The organism is Mesorhizobium sp. M2A.F.Ca.ET.043.05.1.1 (assembly GCF_003952445.1).
GTDB lineage: Bacteria > Pseudomonadota > Alphaproteobacteria > Rhizobiales > Rhizobiaceae > Mesorhizobium.
In genome coordinates this window covers 5842293-5859244 of the sequence record NZ_CP034446.1, presented here as the reverse complement: position 1 = coordinate 5859244, position 16952 = coordinate 5842293, and the positions used below count along the sequence as shown (strand labels likewise).

Here is a 16952-nt window from a genome sequence, read left to right as displayed (position 1 = left end):
CATACCAAGACGAGCAACGCCTCTCGAGGGCTTCCGAACTAGGCAAACGGCCAGCATGTGGCATGGGATACAAACCTATGCCTGATCGACGAACCTAAAGTGCTCACGAAGCTTGACCGGTACGCGGGCCATCGGAGGGTTCTGCCTAAAACCGCCAAAAATTTTGAAACACCCATTCATCCGGCTCGAATTCAAAGGGATCGGCGATTTTTGGGTTATGGCTTGCAAGCATAGTTCAGCCCAGACAAGAACGCCTGATATCTTGTCGTTCACTGTCACCCTGCCAAATATGGTGCCGGTGACAACGGCAGTTTGGCGAGCAGAAGAATTCCCGAGACTGAGACGTTCTACGGCTTGGCCCATGTTCGCGCTCCTCCTCGATTGGAGACAGGATGGGCCATATGGAAGCGAATAAAAGGAGGTTGGTGACGAGTCTCGGTAGTGGAGTAGAAACGGGTGGAAAAGCTTGCGCTATTCGCCGTCGGCGCCGCTAAGCGCATTTGAGAGAAGGGGCAACGATCGCCAAGAGATGACGTCCGATCGCAAGCCGGCTAGAAATGCGACAGTGACGCGCCTTTTTTGGCACGACCTTAGCACCCGATCGGGCCTCAGCTGGTCGTCGTTGCGCAGCCGATCGGGTGCGATTTTTATAAAGCTCTCTTGGCTTTAGCTTTGAGAGCCCGTCATCGAGACAAATGCAAGGGAACGGTCCCGCCCCCTGGGGACATTCGACATGCCGTGGCAGCTTCCTATGGTGAGCCAGCGCATTCCGATACACGTTTTCCGCGCTCTACCGTTGCTCCAGCACCTGTGCTGAGGCTGAGCGCTTGATCAGGACCCGACCGCTGCTGTTGCGGGATGGTGACTGGGTTGAGGTCGCGAAAACCTTGACCGCGGGTACGTTGTTCATCCAGATGAGCGCTGAGCCGAGAAGCAGCCAAGAACGCTTCCCGTAATCGAATCCTACGGGAACCGCGAAACCAGCGTCCAAGGGACGCAATTCTCCGACGTCGTTCACTCAAGCTCATCTCGCAACTTGAACGCTTGTATGAAGCCGCTGCATGTGCGCCGGTGGACCGGATTGCTGCTATCCAAACCACGTGCTCAGTTTCGCCCCCGTAATAACTCTACCGTCCGAAACGGCTTTCGCGCGTCAGGTCCACCCCACATGAAAGTTCCGCGAGCAGCACGGACGGAGAGGCCGGTCACAACTCCTTCGCGTGCTCTTTTACTACCGAATCAAGTGCCAAATGGAGAGGCACTGCCTTAGAGAACAGGAAGCCCTGCGCGGTTCTGCAGCCAAGCTTGTACAGAGTTTGCCGATCTGCCTCTGTTTCAACGCCCTCGGCCATGACCTCGATCCCGAGCGTCCTACCAAGGTCAATCACCGCTTTGACAAGCAGCCGATTCTCCCGGGACTTGGCTAAGCCGCGAATGAAGCCCTGATCTATTTTCACTTTCCTGATCCGACTGTCCTTGAGCGATGCCAACGTCGAAAAACCGGTGCCGAAGTCCTCGAGCGCGATAGAAATGCCAGCATGTGAAAGCTGGCCGAGCTTTTCATCCACTCTGTCCGGATCCACTGGGGCTTCTTCGGTAATCTCGATGTCGAACATCGTTGCAGGGAGGTCTTTTGCCGCCAGACCATTAAGAATCATCTCGTCAATATCGCCAGCTTCCAACTCGCGCGGTGAAACATTCATCGCCACACGAACATCACGACGGTCAGCTTTGACCAAGCCCTCGATAAGAGCGCAACAGTCGGCGAATACCGTTTGAGTTAGCAGCTGAAGCATTCCAGTTTCGCGTGCCGCTGTCATGATCTCGGGCGGAGAAATGGGACCGTGAAGCGGGTGAGACCATCTTAGCAAGGCTTCAAAACCGACGACGCTTCAGTTTCGAGTCTTACGATTGGCTGAAACCAAGCGACCAAGCTTCTCATCGTTATCGCCGAATGAAGATCGCGTTCGATTGACTGGCGGCGTTGCAGTTCCCGGGCTAGCTCGGCACCGAACAGACAAAATTCATTCCTGCCGCGGCGCTTAGCTGTGTAAAGGGCGATGTCGGCCCGCAACAACATTTCCGTCAGTCCGGGGTTTTCAGCCAAGTAGATTCCTATAGACGCTCCAATGCGGACGGATGCGATCCCAGGATAGGGGCGAGCAAGCTTGGCTATGAGATTGGACGCGAGATTGGTGGGAGAAGGAGAATTCTTTCGCGAAGAAAAAACCAGCACGAATTCATCCCCACCGATGCGGGCGAGCGTTGAGCCCTCCGGTGCTTCTTCCTCTATTCGGCGGGCGATCCTGGCAAGCAGCTCGTCACCCGTTCTGTGACCGTAGGTACCGTTGACAGATTTGAACCCGTCCAGATCAATCAGCATGGCCACAAAGGGTCCATCGGTGTTCTCAAACTGATCGATTGCATGTTCGAGGCCCCGCCTGTTGAGGAGCGCGGTAAGATGGTCCTCCCTGGAATTGCGCTCCATTTCCGCGGCAAGCCGCTCGGCTTGATGTCTCAGGCGGCTCGCGTCACGGAAGCGCGCTTGTCCAACGAACGAGGATCGAACCAGGCCGCCCTCGAAAAGCAGGACGGCAAAAGCCAGAATGTAGTTTTCCGGGGCTCCCTTCGTCAGCAAACATGCGGCGGCAATGAGGAGTGGCGGTGTGATGAAGCATATCGCTGCCGCAGCATATGAGCTGCCGTACGTGACCGCGCCAGCTGAAATGCCCGCCAGAATTATTAGATGCAGCGATGCTTGAGACGTCGTGTATCCAGCCGTTAGGATGGCAAGGAATGACCAGGTGAATCCCGCCAGAAGAGCAAGCCTGCCAAACCAGCGAAGCCGCAGCCAAACCCGTGTCAGATCATCCTGGACTCCGGGTTCCTTCAGCTGATGACGGGCGAGTGCAAGGCGGGCGGCATTTATCGCATTAACGACCGAAAACCAGGCCGCGCCAGCAAGACCGTTCCCGGAAAGGGCCTGCACGGTCAAAATCAGCCCGGACAGCACAATGCTTATCGGCATTGAGACGAAAAGGCCTGCCCTCAGATCAGCGAGCTGGTCCTGAAGGATTCTCGCCTCCAGCGGATCTTCTTTTCCAAGGCTGGACGGGTCAGCTTGCTTACTCCTGCTTGTCCGCAGCCTATGCAGCCCCCCTGAAGGACGGGTTAATTCTTCAATCGGAGATCAGCGTCGGGGAGCAGGATTACTCCGGTGCATCATGCACTCTCTCCCATCGCTCGCCCAGCACGCGCAAAAATGCGACTGCTGGTGCAGTATCACCGCTGGAGCTCCGCCGATATCCCATGCCGGACAAGGGGAACATGTTGGGCAAAGCGAAGCCCCAGATGCCTTGCAAGCCGTGCCGCCAGGTGGTCTCTGGAGTAGAGTCCAATCAATATGTTCGTTGCATGGTAGAGCGGCGCCGCCGACAGGCGCAGCCGCCTTTCGTATATATGCAGCATGTCGGGGTCGCCAACATTGCGGCCGTCGCGGCACGCAGTCATGATTCCACGGGCGAGTTGCTTCTGGCTGCTGAGACCGATGTTGAATCCGTGAGCGGTCACCGGGTGCATGCCGATGGCAGCGTCGCCGATGAGTGCGGCGCTCGGCGCCCGGAATTTGTGCGCCCAGGTCGTGACCAGCGGATAGGTGTGGCGCTTGCTTGCCAAGGTCATTTTTCCAAGGCGCCCTCGACACCGTTTCGTCAACTCCGACAGGAACAAATCATCATCGAAGGCAAGCAGTCTATAGGCCTCGTTTGAGCGCAATGTGAGCAGCAGCGACGACATGCCCTCCGCGAGGGGCAACATCGCTATCGTCTGATGGTGATCGAACCATTCGATGGCGATCTGGTGGTGGGCGCGCTCGTGCCTCACTCGGCAAATCAGCATCGAGTGGCCAAGCCGGTTGATATCGGCGCCGATGCCTAGCAGATCACGCGTGGCGGACAAACGCGAATCCGCGGCAACAACCAGCCGAGCAGTTAAACGCGCGCCATTAGAGAGCGTTACGACTGCTCCTTCTTGGCTGTTTGTTGCATCGACGACCGAGTGGCCGCACAACAGCCGGGCGCGATCCTGCAAGCGGACGATTTTGAACAGCGCCTCGCGGATCCGGCAATTTGGAACCAAAACCCCAGCGGTTCTCCAGAGTTGCTGGGAGGATCGAAACGAAGAGCGAATGCGCTCGAGCCGTTGAGCACGCGCGCGCCTTGAAGTGCTGATTTGTCCGAAGCCGGGATGACATCCCAGGCGCCGAGCTCGCGAAGGGTTCTGATCGAAGCGTTGGTCAGCGCGATTTCGCGACCATCGAAAGCCGGATTCGCCAGACTATCGAATGTGTTCTGTTCAACAACTGCCACCTTGAGTTCGCTTTGGGCAAGCGACGCAGCGAACGAAAGGCCGACCGGGCCGGCTCCAACGACAACGATGTCAAAATTATCGTCAGAGCCCATCAGCGTGCCGCCATCCGGTCGCCTATCCTCGTGTAACGGTGGAACTGAGCCGAGTGACATGAGCTCCGTGGCCGCCGCATTGCCTAAAGGCGCTGGGCCGGGAGATTCGCATCGATCGGCAACGAAGCACTCAAAGCGCTCAGAGGTGGATGCGGCTAACCGATCCCGCCCTTTGGCCGCGCAGCCGCGCAGATCGCCGCCAGCAAGCGAGACACTCGCGACGCTGGTCAGCCACGGCCGCGCCGCATCGATCGCCACATTCCACCTGGAACCCTTGCGCATACTACTCACGCTCCACGACGTCGAAGCGGGCTCTCTTGCGAGGGTATCGAACGTAGCGCTCTCTCTCGTCATCCCAGCCAAGGTAGCGGAAACTTTTATCCACGACCGCGCATATCTCATCAAGAACCTGCTGCATGGCTTCGATGTCGATGTCCTTGCAATTCAGTCGCCGATAGAGCAAAGCCCACGCGGCGACATAGTCGTCGAAATAGCGCGCGTCACTCGAACCAATGATCAACTTCGGACGGTTGATCGATCTCGAAAACGCACGTCCCAACCCCGATGATGCTCCGCAGCACGTTGACATCACGAGGATCTTCGGCGCTGGATGCGAGCCCTGGAACATTTCTACGAAGTCAGCCCAAAGAAGGCCACTTTCGACGCACACAACCCATCAAAGGCGAAAGCTGTTGATCGGCCCCCGTGTCCGCGCAGCCACGCGGATGGTCAGCCAGCAAGCGAGATACACACGACGCCGGTCAGCTAATGGCTGCGCCGTAAGCACAAGGCATGGCCGACCACACGACAGAAAACCCAGAACCGTGAAGGTGCTGATAATGACGACCAATCTTTCCGTAAGTCATGCATTTCTCCGTCGAAGACTGGTCAATAGAACACACCGATGAGTATGACCCTGATCTGGATCAGCCAGACATGACCAATCGGCACTGGCGGTTCACGGTCAGGTGATCGACCGTGACGTTCCACTTTGGAACCCGTGCGCACATGGCCAAGCTCTCGTCCGGCCACGCGAGGTACTCTCGTGGCATCAGCCGCCTCATACTGGGTGCAATGGGAGGCAGTCCTTCGCACGACAGAGGCTTTTCACAAATGTAGTGTGCAGCTTAGGTCAAGATGGTCATGGAGCATGGAGCATGGAGCATGGACAGCTTGTTCCCGACCGAGCCGGCTCGACTGACGAGCGCGATCCGCGCATCTTATGCACAGCGGATTGAAATCAGCGTTCCGGTTTGTCGTCCCGATCAATTAGTATCCGCTCGGCGGCTCCGTCGAGATCTTCGTATTGACCGCTTCGCAATGCCCAGACGAAGCCGGACACACCCAGTGCACCCAGAAAAAGGGCCACTGGTATGAGATAGAGCAACGTCGTCACGAGGATTATGCCGAATAGCTGACTGCGGAGCGTCCGACTTTTTGAATAACTTGCAGCGTCGCATTCGCCCCGAAGCCGTGCAAGCGCAATGCGTTTCCAATAACAAGCACCGATGAGGCAGACATGGCAATCGCCGCTAACAAAGGCGTGGCGTGCCCGAGGATGGCGATTGGTACTGCCACCGCATTGTAGACGATCGCAATCGCGATGTTCTGGCGGATCAGGTGTCCCGCCTTGCGCGAGACGTCCAGCGCGAGAGGCACTGCCAGAAGGCTTTCGCGCAGGAATACGAAGTCGGCGGCATTGCGGCCAATGTCGGCGGCGGTAGCTGGAGCGATCGAGACATGCGCCGCGCTGAGCGCCGGCGTGTCGTTGAGGCCGTCGCCAACCATCAGAACCTTGTGTCCGTCTTTCGCCAGGGTCTCGATGCGCTCGACCTTGCCGGATGGCAGCAGGCACGGAACGAAGTCCTTGACACCCAGCATTTCTGCGACTTCACCGCAGGCACCCGCAGTATCGCCCGACAGCATTTCCACTGACACCCCGGCATGGCTCAATTGCCCGATCGCCGCCTTGGCGTCTGCGCGCAGCGCGTCCTCAAAATCGAAGGTCGCGACAATGAACCCGTCTTTTGTCAGCACGGTTCCGCCATGTTTGCCTTCACCACCGGTCCGGGCTCTCCATCCAGCCCATCCGCGTCGGCCTAGCCGCCAGGTGCTTCCGGCTCCAGTGGCTTCGATTCCAAACCCTGGATGCTCGGTGACGGCATCAAATTTGTACTGCCCGCCGGGATGGGCAAAACCGGCTATGGCCTTTGAAAAAGGATGGCGGGAATGCGTAGCCATGTCTCCCGCGACTGCCAGCATGGCCGGATCGATCGACGATGCATTGACCAGCCGGGGCTGGCCGAGCGTGAGCGTTCCGGTCTTGTCGAACACCGCTGTATCAATCGTCGCCAGGCGCTCCATGGCAGAACCGTCCTTTACCATGATGCCGTTCTCAAACAGGCGCCGCGCGGCGACCACCTGAACGATCGGTACGGCGAGGCCGAGCGCGCACGGGCAGGTGATGATCAGAACGGCAATGGCGATGGTTATCGCCCGGTGCCAGTCGCCGGTCACCGCCATCCAGCCAAGGAACGTCGCGAAGGCTGTGAGATGAACCACCGGGGCATAGAGCGCTGAAACGCGATCGGCGATCCGGCGATAATGCGCGCGGCCGCCCTCTGCGGCTTCCATAAGACGAACCATTTCCGCCAGAAACGAATCCTTCGCGGCGGCTGTCGCCTCAATCGTCAGCGGGCCGGTAAGATTGAGCACGCCGGCCTGAACTGCTTCGCCCGGCGCCACGTTTTTCGGCGTGCTTTCGCCTGAGGCCAGCGAGCAGTCGAGATCCGACGTTCCCTGGATGATCTTGCCGTCGACGGGGATCCTCTCACCGGCTGCGATCAACAACCGCATGCCTGGTTCGATCTCGCCGACCGGCAAATAGTCGCGCGCGCCGTCGCTGCGCAGCACCATGGCGCCATGTGCGGCCAACTGGGACAGGCCTTTCACAGCGGTCCGGGCACGTTCGCGCATCACGTGATCCAACGTGCGGCCGATCAACAGGAAGAACAGCAGCGATACCGACGCGTCAAAATAGGCGTGATCGCCATGGTTGATCGTCTCGTAGAGGCTCATGGCGTAGGCGAGCGAAACACCGACCGCGATCGGCACGTCCATATTCATGCGGCCATGGCGCAAAGCATTCCAGGCCGAACGGAAGAAGATGCCGCCGGCGAAGGCGAGGGCAGGAATGGCGATCAGCGCCGAGACCCAGTGAAACAGGTCGCGGGTAGCACCTTCGGCGCCGGACCAGACCGAGACCGAAAGCAGCATGATGTTGCCCGCCGCAAAGCCGGCAACCGCGACCGCGCGGATCAAATCCGATAACGTCCTGTCCTTGTCGCCGACCTCGGAAGGGAAGAGATGCGCCTGGTAGCCTAGCCGCCCAAGCGCGACGACGAACGGTGGGACCTCGTCACCACGCCACCGGACAGAGACCCGTTTCGTCGACAGGTTGACGCGGGCGCTCTCGACGCGATCGAGCTTTCCCAGCGCCGTCTCGATCGTCTGGATGCAGCCTGCGCAATGAACCGTCGGTACTGAAAGATCGGTCTGGTGAAGATCATCGCCAAGCGATCGGCTCGCCAGCCTGATCTCCTGGCTGGACGGCAGGACCGATCCGGTGTTGACCAGATCAAGCGCCATTTCGGCGCCCGGTGCACAACAACTCATTGCAGCGCTCCATTGGAAATCATGATCCGGCGGACGTCGCGATACGGTTTGTCCAGACCGGCGTCGGCGTCGACTTCGACAATCCAGACGCCGTCCTTCGGCATGTGCTGGGCTGCGAATTCCTGGCCCGAGGCGGGTGCGAGGGTGACCGACTTGTCCTCCTTCTCGTACGCGGGATGGCGAAACAGCACCTTGACGCCGTGCAAGGGAACCGGCTTGCCGGCGACGTCGGCGAGGCCATAGCGAACTTCGCCCCATGCGATGGTCAGCTTGCCGGTCCAGCCAAGTGCTGCCTGCGCCCGTCCTTCCTCGGCCTTCTTGTTGAATTGCTGGCTCGCCACATAGGTGTTTTCGACGACGAGGCCAGTCCAGCTTGTGCTGGCGAGCGTTGCCATGGTCAGATTGACTGCGATGACCACGCCGAAAAAGGCCAGGATGATGACCAGCATGTGCCTGCCGGTGAATTCACGAGGCTTTTGTACATTGGCAGTCATCTGAGGGGCTCCGGCGCGTTGAAGGTGGCGGTGTACTCGTTCGACTCAAAGCTGGCTCTGTCCTCGACGCGGAACTTGAAGGTCTGTGCCGGAGCGCGGATCTGGTCCGCCGGCTGGCGAACGAAGACCCTCAGCATTTTCAGGCGGTCGGGTTCGACCGGAATGGCGAAGGAACGGCCTGCGGGGATGTCGTCGCCGACGACGACCATGTCAGCGCCTTCAAGGCCCTGCATGGTTACGACGATCGTCCTCGGCTCGGGGATCATGTTGAGCAGCTTGACGGTATAGCCATTGCGGATGGATCCGTCGGTCAGCGTGACGAACTGGGGATTGCGATCATGCAATACGTTCAGTTCGAGCCGATCGCGCGTCAGCAGCGAATAGAGCAGGCCGAGGCCGATCAGCGACCACAAGCCCATGTAGACGTAGGTGCGCGGCCGAAAGATCTTGCGGATGTGAAAATGCGCCACCTTGTCGGAGAACAGGCCATCAGCGGTCCTGATCAGCGATGGATTGACTGAGCTGGACCCGCCTGCAGTCGCCAGCATCATGTTGGCGTTGTAGTCGGAGAGCGTCGCATAGGCGATCAGCCCACGCTCCTTGCCGAGCTTGTCCATGACGCCGTCACAGGCGTCGATGCAGAGCGCGCAAGTGATGCATTCGAGCTGCTGGCCGTCGCGAATGTCTATCCCCATCGGGCAGACCGCGACACAGGCATTGCAGTCGACGCAGTCGCCCACGGGCTGGCCTGCGGCCAGCACCTTCTTGGCGTGGCGCGAACGCGGTTCGCCGCGCCAGTCATTGTAGGTGACAGTGAGGGAATTTTCATCGAGCATGGCCGCCTGGATGCGGGGCCACGGGCACATATAGGTGCAGACCTGTTCGCGCATCAGACCGCCGAACGTGTAGGTGGTAGCCGTCAGGACGGCGACAGTGATGTAGGCGACGGGCGCCGCAGTGCCGGTGAAGAGCTCGCCGAGCAGCGTCGGTGCATCGGCAAAGTAGAAGATCCAGGCGCCGCCAGTCGCCGCCCCTATGACCAGCCAGATGGTGTGCTTGGACACACGCAGCATGAGCTTGCGCGCGGTCCAGGGACCTGCGTCAAGTTTCATGCGGGCGTTGCGGTCCCCCTCGATCGCACGTTCGACGACGAGGAACAGATCGACCCACACCGTCTGAGGGCATGCATAGCCGCACCAGGCACGGCCGACAGTCGAGGTGATCAGGAAAAGACCGACGCCCGCCATGACCAGGAGGCCGGCCACATAGAAGAATTCCTGGGGCCATATCTCGATGAAGAAGAAGTAGAAGCGCCGGTTCGCGAGATCGAGCAGGACTGCCTGGTCCGGGGCAAATGGACCGCGAGCCCAAGGCAGCCACGCAGCCAGGTAGTAGATGCCAAGTGTGATCGTCATCACCAGCCATTTGAAGCGACGAAAGTTGCCCGAGGCGCGCTTCGGAAAGATCTTTTGACGCGCGGCATAAAGCGGCTTGCGGGTTTTGGCGGAATTGACAGTTTCTGTTTCGAGCCGTGTCAACTGCGTCTTATCACGCATGTGCAACTCCACTTTCCCAGCCAATGTCAGGGGCACCTGTCGTAAAGCCTCGCGGTAGGATAGCCTTGCCGGGTTGTGCAGATCGCATTAGGGATGGTGTCGAGGCCCGGCTCACGCCGGGCCTCGTCCGCTTGGCAGGGGGACCGAAGAATAGGACTTCCATTCCTATTCTCCGCCGCCAAGCGAATGGACATAAACTGCAAGTTCCTTGACCTTGATCTCGCCGAGACGGCCAACCCAGGCCGGCATGACGCCCTGTTTTGGCGCACGGACCTGTGCGGCGATGGCTGTCTCACCGGATCCATAGAGCCAGATCGCATCGGTCAGGTCGGGGGCGCCGAATTCCCTGTTGCCTTTTGCATTGTCGCCGTGACAGGCGACGCAGTTCTCGGCAAAGACCTTGGCGCCGGGTTGGATCAGACTTGCATCGCGGACCTTGCCGGAAAGGCTGGCCACGTAGGCGCTGACTTGTGCGATCTGGTCGGCGGTAATGATGTCGCCGAAGGCCGGCATTTCCGACAGGCGCGTGTCCGGATCGGATGCGAAGCGGATGCCGTGCGTAATCGTCTGCTGGATCTGCTCGGCCTTGCCGCCCCATAGCCAGTCGTCGTCGTTGAGATTGGGAAAGCCCTTGGAACCTTGGGCGCCGGAGCCGTGACATTGTACGCAATTGACCTTGAAAGCGGCGCCACCGGCGGCGATTGCGAATTCGCGCAGGCCGTCGTCCGCGGAGATCTCCGAGACGCTCTTGGACTCCACCGCCGAGATATATTTGCCCTTGGCGGCCTCAGCCGCAGTCAGCTCGTTCCTGACCTCGTTGCGGCTGGAATAGCCGAGCACACCCTTCGTCGCCGAGTGCAACAGAGGCCATGCTGGATAGGCGATGGTGTAGCCTATCGCCCAGACAATGGTGACGTAAAAGGTGATAACCCACCATCTGGGAAGCGGGTTGTTCAGCTCCCGGATGCCATCCCATTCGTGGCCGGTGGTCGAGACGCCAGAGATTTCATCGATATGCTCGTCGCTCATGATCACTCGTCCTCGAGCGGAATGCGGGCCGCTTCGTCGGCCAGCCTTCGGCTGCCGGGGCGTAGGGCAAAGGCGATGCACCCCACGAAGAACAGCGCCATCGCAACCAGGCCCCAGCTGTCGGCAAACGCCCGCATCAAATTGTAGGTCATCAGCGTTCTCCTCAGCGGTAGCCGGCGGCTTCGTCGTAATTTTTGAAGTCGACCAGTGTGCCAAGCATCTGCAGGTAGGCGAGCAGGGCATCCATTTCGGTGACCTGTTGCGGGTTGCCGTCGAAGTCGCCGATCTTGGCTTTTGGGTAACGCGCCTCAAGGCCTGATGTGTCGGCATTGGGATCGGCCTGCGCCGCCAGATCCGCATTGGCGTGGACGATCATGTCATCGGTGTAAGGGACGGCTACAAGCCTGTTGGCGACCAGATGCGTTGAGAAATCCTTCACGTCGATCGGCGTGTCTTTCAGGAACCCATAGCTCGGCATGATCGATTCCGGCACCACCGAGCGCGGGTCGGTAAGATGCGCGACATGCCATGCATTCGAGTAGCGGTCGCCAACTCTGGCGAGATCCGGCCCGGTGCGCTTCGATCCCCACTGGAAGGGGTGATCGTACATGGACTCGGCAGCTAGGCTGTAGTGGCCATAGCGCTCAACTTCGTCGCGGAACGGCCTGATCATCTGGCTATGACAGAGGTAGCAGCCCTCGCGCATATAGATGTTGCGCCCGACAAGTTCGAGCGGCGAATAGGGGCGCATGCCTTCCACCTTCTCGATCGTATTGTCGAGATAGAAGAGAGGCGCGATCTCGACGATGCCGCCGACCGTCACCACGAGCAGCGAGCCAACGAGAAGAAGCGTGGCGTTCTTCTCGATGATTGCGTGTTTGTCCATCAAGCCCATTACCTGGCTCCTGATCGCGCAGGTCGGATGGCGACGGGGCTCGGCATCGGCTCCTCCTCGCGCTGGTGGCCGAGGATGGTCCTGGTGATGTTCCAGGCCATGATCAGCGCGCCGGAGAGGTACATGGCCCCACCGATGGCGCGCATGACATAGTAGGGGTGCATGGCGGCGACGGTCTCGGCGAAGGAGTAGACCAGGAAGCCCTGCTCGTCGTATTCGCGCCACATCAGGCCCTGCATGACGCCGGATACCCACATCACCGCGGCGTAGACAACGATACCAAGTGTCGCCAGCCAGAAATGCCAGGTGACCAGCCGCAACGAGTAGAGCCGTTGCCGGTTCCAGAGCTTCGGCACCATGTAGTAGATTGCGCCGAACGAGATCATGCCAACCCAGCCGAGCGCGCCCGAATGGACGTGGCCGATCGTCCAGTCGGTATAATGCGACAGCGAATTGACCGCCCGGATCGCCATGATGGGGCCTTCGAAGGTCGACATGCCATAGAAGGCGACGGCCATCACCATCATGCGTATGATCGGATCGGTGCGCAGCTTGTCCCAGGCGCCGGACAGCGTCATCAGGCCGTTGATCATGCCGCCCCAGGACGGCATCCACAGCATGATCGAGAACACCATGCCGAGCGTCTGCGCCCAATCGGGCAAGGCGGTGTAGTGCAGGTGATGCGGCCCGGCCCAGATGTAGAGAAAGATGATCGCCCAGAAATGGACGATCGACAGCCGGTACGAATAGACTGGCCGGTTCGCCTGCTTGGGCACGAAATAATACATCATGCCGAGGAAGCCGGCGGTGAGAAAGAAGCCGACCGCGTTGTGGCCGTACCACCATTGCGTCAAGGCGTCCTGGACCCCTGAAAAGGCGGAGTAGCTCTTGGAGCCCAGGAACGAGACTGGTATGGACAGGTTGTTGACCACATGCAGCATCGCGATGGTGACGATGAACGACAGGTAGAACCAGTTGGCCACGTAGATATGCGGTTCCTTGCGCTTCAGGATCGTGCCAAGGAACAGAATGAGGTAGGCGACCCAGACGATGGTCAGCCAGACATCCACATACCATTCGGGTTCGGCGTACTCGCGGCCCTCGGTGATGCCGAGCAGGTAGCCGGTCGCGGCCATGACGATGAACAGCTGGTAGCCCCAGAAGACGAACCAGGCCAGATCACGGCCGAAGAGGCGGGCGCGGCAGGTGCGCTGCACGACATACAGAGACGTGCAAAGCAGCGCGTTGCCGCCGAAGGCGAAGACGACACCGGATGTGTGCAACGGCCGCAAACGACCGAAATTGAACCAGGGCTGGATGTTGAGATCGGGGTAGGCGAGCTGCAGCGCGATCACCACGCCGACCAGCATGCCGACGACACCCCAGAACACGGTGGCGATCGCGCCGTAGCGGATCGGACCATCCATGTAAGCGGATGGGTCAATCGGAGCTGCTGGCTTGAACTCCGTGTTGCGCAACAGGATCGCAGTGAAACCAGCCACTGCGAAGAACAACACCCACATGTGTCGGCGGAAAGGTTCATCCACGCCGAAGCCGGCGGCCACCAGGGCCGCAAAAGCGAACACGCTTAGAAGGACGATCTCTGTGCCGAATTTCATTGCAGATCCCGATCTCGAATCTGGTGGATGCCAAATCCGCAGCGCACTAATCGCGCAGCCGCCGCCCCCTCGCCCTGATCTATGTCAGGCCGCAAGATTTTGTGTCGGCGGCGCAATCAGCAGGTGGCGAATGAACGAGGAACGCAGCGCGGGCTCACCCCCCTCATGGAAGGCGTTCCCTGGGTTGGGCGGGCGCAGACGCGATCGCTGAGGCGAAAGCTGAGGCCCTGCGCGCGTTGGATGCTATTGCCGATGCCCTGCCAAACGTTGTTCGGATCCCATTGGAAACGAACGCGATCGTTCCGCCGAGCCGTGGCAGATTAAGGACCATGCTTCGCCGGTATGTGCCGAAACACACCTGGCGATTGGTCACGTTCCTATCAAAGCCCGAAAGCTGTTTGTCTCGACCGTGACGCCGCTTCGTCGAAGGCGCGGCAACATCGCATTAAAAGGCAAACACGGCCCGCCCCGGAGTCATGCGACATGGCCTCGCCGCTTAGGGCCGCTCGCGTCCGCCGCCACAGCGCTTCTCCAGACGGCTTATGCTGTCCACCGTCACATGGCGTGCGTTCTCAATCCGAATCACCCCGTCAGCCCGCAATCGCGTCAGTTGGCGGCTCACGGTCTCGTTGGTGATTCCAAGGAAATCAGACATTTCGACACGCGTCAGCGGCAGATCGAAGGACGCCGACCCGGAAGCCGCATCGAGACTGGAATCGATATTCCGGGCCATCATGAGGAGAAAAGTCGCTACCTTTTCCGGAGCTGTCTTGCGCCCCAGCGTCACCATCCACTCGCGCGCCTCATCGAGTTCATTCAGCGTCTGTTTGAGCAGGCGATGCTCGAATTCCCGTGACGCCTTCATCATCCGTTCGACGGCCGCTCGCGGAAACGAACACAGCGTGACTGCTGTTGCCGCTTCCGCATTGATCGAGCTTTCCACCTTGAAAGGACGTCCCAGAAAATCCGGTGCAAACTGGAGACCGACGATCTGCTGGCGCCCATCCGACAGGCTCTTTGATAGCTTTACAACGCCTGAAAGCACGTTGGAGTAGCTGTCGACGTTCTGTGCCTCGCCGGTCAACTCCATTCCTGACTCGATCCGGCGACGCGAGCAAGTCTTGGCGAGCCCAACCAAATTGTCTGGATCGAGCGCACCGCAGACACCGCGACGCCGTGCCTCGCAAGGGAAGCAAAGAACAGGAATGCCGGAACTATGAATGTCTTGCCGAAAGGTCATGCGTTCGCCTTACCCGATCCTAACTGCCGGCAGGATACCCATCCAGGGTAGAGAAATCCTGCGGCGGTTTGTCCATGAGCGCGGCTGATCGAGATCAGGGTCTGCTTCAGCGATGCGTGCAGTGTTCCGGCGGGCAACACGGTGAACGCGAGATGCAATCGGAAATAGCTGTCAAACTCAGCGAGAACGTCCCACGCTACACCAGCTATCCGACGGCGCCGCATTTCCATTCGGGGATCGATGCTGCCATTTACCGTGGCTGGTTGGAGACGCTGGAAAGCGGCGACGAAATCTCGCTGTACCTGCACATTCCTTACTGCGACAAGCTCTGCTGGTTCTGCGCCTGCCACACCAAGCAGACGCACCAATATGAGCCGGTGGCCGCTTATCTGCGCTCGCTGAATGCCGAAATCGTCACGATTGCCGGTCTGCTGAGCGGCAAGGCACATGTCCGTGCAATCCACTTCGGTGGCGGTTCGCCAACTATTCTGAGGCCCGATGATATGGTTGCTCTTGGAGCGGCCTTGCGGGACAGCTTCGACTTTCTCCCGGATGCTACGGTCAGCATCGAAATCGAAACCAACGACATGGACAAGGCGCGCCTTGATGCACTTGCTCAAATCGGCGTAACCCGGGCGAGCCTCGGCGTGCAGGATTTCGATCCGCAAGTGCAAAAAGCAATTAATCGTGAGCAGAGTTTTTTGCAGACCAAGGCAGTCGTCGACGGGGTTCGTTCGCGGGGCGTCGAATCGGTCAATCTGGACCTGCTCTACGGGCTCCCGAATCAGACACGCGAGACGATCTGTTCCACGGTGGCGCAGGCACTGACCTTGGAGCCAGACCGGATGGCCCTGTTCGGCTACGCACATGTGCCCTGGTTCAAGAAGCATCAGACGATGATCGACGAGGCATGGCTGCCGAGTCCCACTGAGCGTTTCGCCCAATCTCAACTCGCGGCGCGGGCAATTGTCGCCAAGGGATATGAGGCAATAGGACTCGATCATTTCGCGAAGCCCGACGATGCGCTGGCCATAGCGGCCCGCGCAGGGGTTTTGCATCGCAATTTTCAGGGCTACACTGAGGATCGCTGCCCGACACTGATCGGACTTGGCCCTTCGTCCATCGGTCGTTTTCGCCAAGGCTACGTGCAAAACATGGCTTCGACTGCCGGGTACGGGCGCATGGTTGCGGATGGCGGGTTGGCTGCCGTCCGCGGCGTTGCCCTTTCCGACGACGATCGCGTCCGTGGCTGGATCATCGAGCGGCTGATGTGTGATTTTGCCTTCTCGGCAGTCGATCTGGTGGAGCGGTTCGGCAAAGCCGGCGAGCAGCTCCTTCATCGCTCGAGGTCCATCGCACTCCACGATCCTGCCCGAGCGCTTGAATTCGATGGTGACAGTTTCCTCGTACGGACTGAAAGTCGCCCCTTCATTCGAACCATCGCGGCCAAGTTCGATACATATTTCAAAGGGGGAACGGCGAGGCACTCGGTGGCGGTCTGAGCAAAGCACAGTGCGCTCGCCGTTTGGTCGATCGGCGAACCAGCTGCGTTCGTTTTGACCGCTCATAGGCGACTACCGCATCAAATCGAAAATGCAAACTTAGGCTGTTGCGCGGTATCTCCTTCCACATCCTCTCTTGCGCATACCTACATTCCAAGGGGTTTGATCCTATGCTTCGCGAGGAGCAGGTAGGTCGCGACAGCTAGGCAATGTTCCAGCTGCCCTAGCGGAGGAGTCACGATTTTCCGGCAAGCTCCGTCGGCAGACGTTCTTTTCTGGCCCTGGCAAAGGCTCGGTCGCCTTCCAGAAACGCCGCCAGCATGAAAGGGATGAGTTCTGCCACGGTTTCAGACTGACCATAGGTCTGACGGTAAAGTGCAGCATACTCCTTGAGTGTTTGGCTCAGCTCCGCGCTGACGGTAATGGTGATCTTCGAAGCTGTTCGGTCCGGAAGTTTTCCAAGTTTCAGGTCAGCCATGATA

At 59.4% G+C, this 16952-nt stretch carries 14 protein-coding genes and 1 pseudogene; 1 reads left to right on the top strand and 14 read right to left on the bottom strand.

All coding sequences use genetic code 11. From position 1 onward, the window contains the following. Positions 1 to 1205: 1205 nt before the first annotated feature. The 13 genes and pseudogenes from EJ069_RS33575 to EJ069_RS28100 form a co-directional block, all read right to left on the bottom strand. Positions 1206 to 1871, bottom strand: coding sequence for an EAL domain-containing protein (locus EJ069_RS33575; protein WP_245454739.1), 666 nt, complete (start codon positions 1869 to 1871; stop codon positions 1206 to 1208). Continuing rightward, complete coding sequence (locus tag EJ069_RS33570; protein WP_245455339.1) at positions 1865 to 3028, bottom strand: GGDEF domain-containing protein; 1164 nt, start codon at positions 3026 to 3028, stop codon at positions 1865 to 1867. The genes EJ069_RS33575 and EJ069_RS33570 overlap by 7 nt, the downstream gene beginning before the upstream one ends. A 254-nt stretch (positions 3029 to 3282) precedes the next feature. Continuing rightward, positions 3283 to 4463, bottom strand: a pseudogene (gene ubiM / locus EJ069_RS28150) (5-demethoxyubiquinol-8 5-hydroxylase UbiM). 280 nt (positions 4464 to 4743) lie between these two features. Continuing rightward, on the bottom strand, positions 4744 to 5088 hold the full coding sequence (locus EJ069_RS28145) for a hypothetical protein (protein ID WP_126057793.1): 345 nt from the start codon (positions 5086 to 5088) through the stop codon (positions 4744 to 4746). Between the two features lie 612 nt (positions 5089 to 5700). Then, complete coding sequence (gene ccoS / locus EJ069_RS28140) at positions 5701 to 5856, bottom strand: cbb3-type cytochrome oxidase assembly protein CcoS (protein WP_081714250.1); 156 nt, start codon at positions 5854 to 5856, stop codon at positions 5701 to 5703. Between the two features lie 5 nt (positions 5857 to 5861). Then, entirely contained in the window at positions 5862 to 8135 is a 2274-nt protein-coding gene (locus EJ069_RS28135; protein ID WP_126059322.1) for a cation-translocating P-type ATPase, read from the bottom strand. Next, complete coding sequence (locus EJ069_RS28130) at positions 8132 to 8629, bottom strand: FixH family protein (RefSeq protein WP_126057792.1); 498 nt, start codon at positions 8627 to 8629, stop codon at positions 8132 to 8134. Before EJ069_RS28130 ends, EJ069_RS28135 begins: the two co-directional genes overlap by 4 nt. Continuing rightward, the gene (gene ccoG / locus EJ069_RS28125) at positions 8626 to 10185 is read right to left on the bottom strand and encodes a cytochrome c oxidase accessory protein CcoG (protein WP_126057791.1); all 1560 of its coding nucleotides are present in this window, start codon (positions 10183 to 10185) and stop codon (positions 8626 to 8628) included. Before ccoG ends, EJ069_RS28130 begins: the two co-directional genes overlap by 4 nt. A 165-nt stretch (positions 10186 to 10350) precedes the next feature. Then, on the bottom strand, positions 10351 to 11214 hold the full coding sequence (ccoP, locus tag EJ069_RS28120; RefSeq protein ID WP_126057790.1) for a cytochrome-c oxidase, cbb3-type subunit III: 864 nt from the start codon (positions 11212 to 11214) through the stop codon (positions 10351 to 10353). A gap of 2 nt (positions 11215 to 11216) precedes the next feature. Next, entirely contained in the window at positions 11217 to 11366 is a 150-nt protein-coding gene (locus EJ069_RS28115; RefSeq protein ID WP_024502864.1) for a cbb3-type cytochrome c oxidase subunit 3, read from the bottom strand. An 11-nt stretch (positions 11367 to 11377) separates the two neighbouring features. Further along, positions 11378 to 12109 carry a cytochrome-c oxidase, cbb3-type subunit II gene (gene ccoO, locus EJ069_RS28110; protein WP_126057789.1) on the bottom strand — a complete coding sequence of 244 codons (732 nt, stop codon included), beginning with the start codon at positions 12107 to 12109 and terminating at the stop codon, positions 11378 to 11380. Beyond that, the gene (ccoN, locus tag EJ069_RS28105) at positions 12109 to 13728 is read right to left on the bottom strand and encodes a cytochrome-c oxidase, cbb3-type subunit I (protein WP_126057788.1); all 1620 of its coding nucleotides are present in this window, start codon (positions 13726 to 13728) and stop codon (positions 12109 to 12111) included. The genes ccoO and ccoN overlap by 1 nt, the downstream gene beginning before the upstream one ends. Positions 13729 to 14224: 496 nt before the next feature. After that, positions 14225 to 14968, bottom strand: a complete 744-nt coding sequence (locus EJ069_RS28100; RefSeq protein ID WP_126057787.1) for a Crp/Fnr family transcriptional regulator — start codon at positions 14966 to 14968, stop codon at positions 14225 to 14227. A gap of 152 nt (positions 14969 to 15120) precedes the next feature. Between EJ069_RS28100 and hemN the strand changes: the two genes are divergently transcribed. Then, positions 15121 to 16470: an oxygen-independent coproporphyrinogen III oxidase gene (gene hemN / locus EJ069_RS28095; protein WP_126059321.1), complete on the top strand. Its 1350-nt coding sequence runs from the start codon at positions 15121 to 15123 to the stop codon at positions 16468 to 16470. 235 nt (positions 16471 to 16705) lie between these two features. On the opposite strand, the gene EJ069_RS28090 is transcribed toward hemN, so the two are convergent. After that, the gene (locus EJ069_RS28090) at positions 16706 to 16948 is read right to left on the bottom strand and encodes a DUF2274 domain-containing protein (RefSeq protein ID WP_126057786.1); all 243 of its coding nucleotides are present in this window, start codon (positions 16946 to 16948) and stop codon (positions 16706 to 16708) included. Positions 16949 to 16952 lie beyond the last annotated feature (4 nt).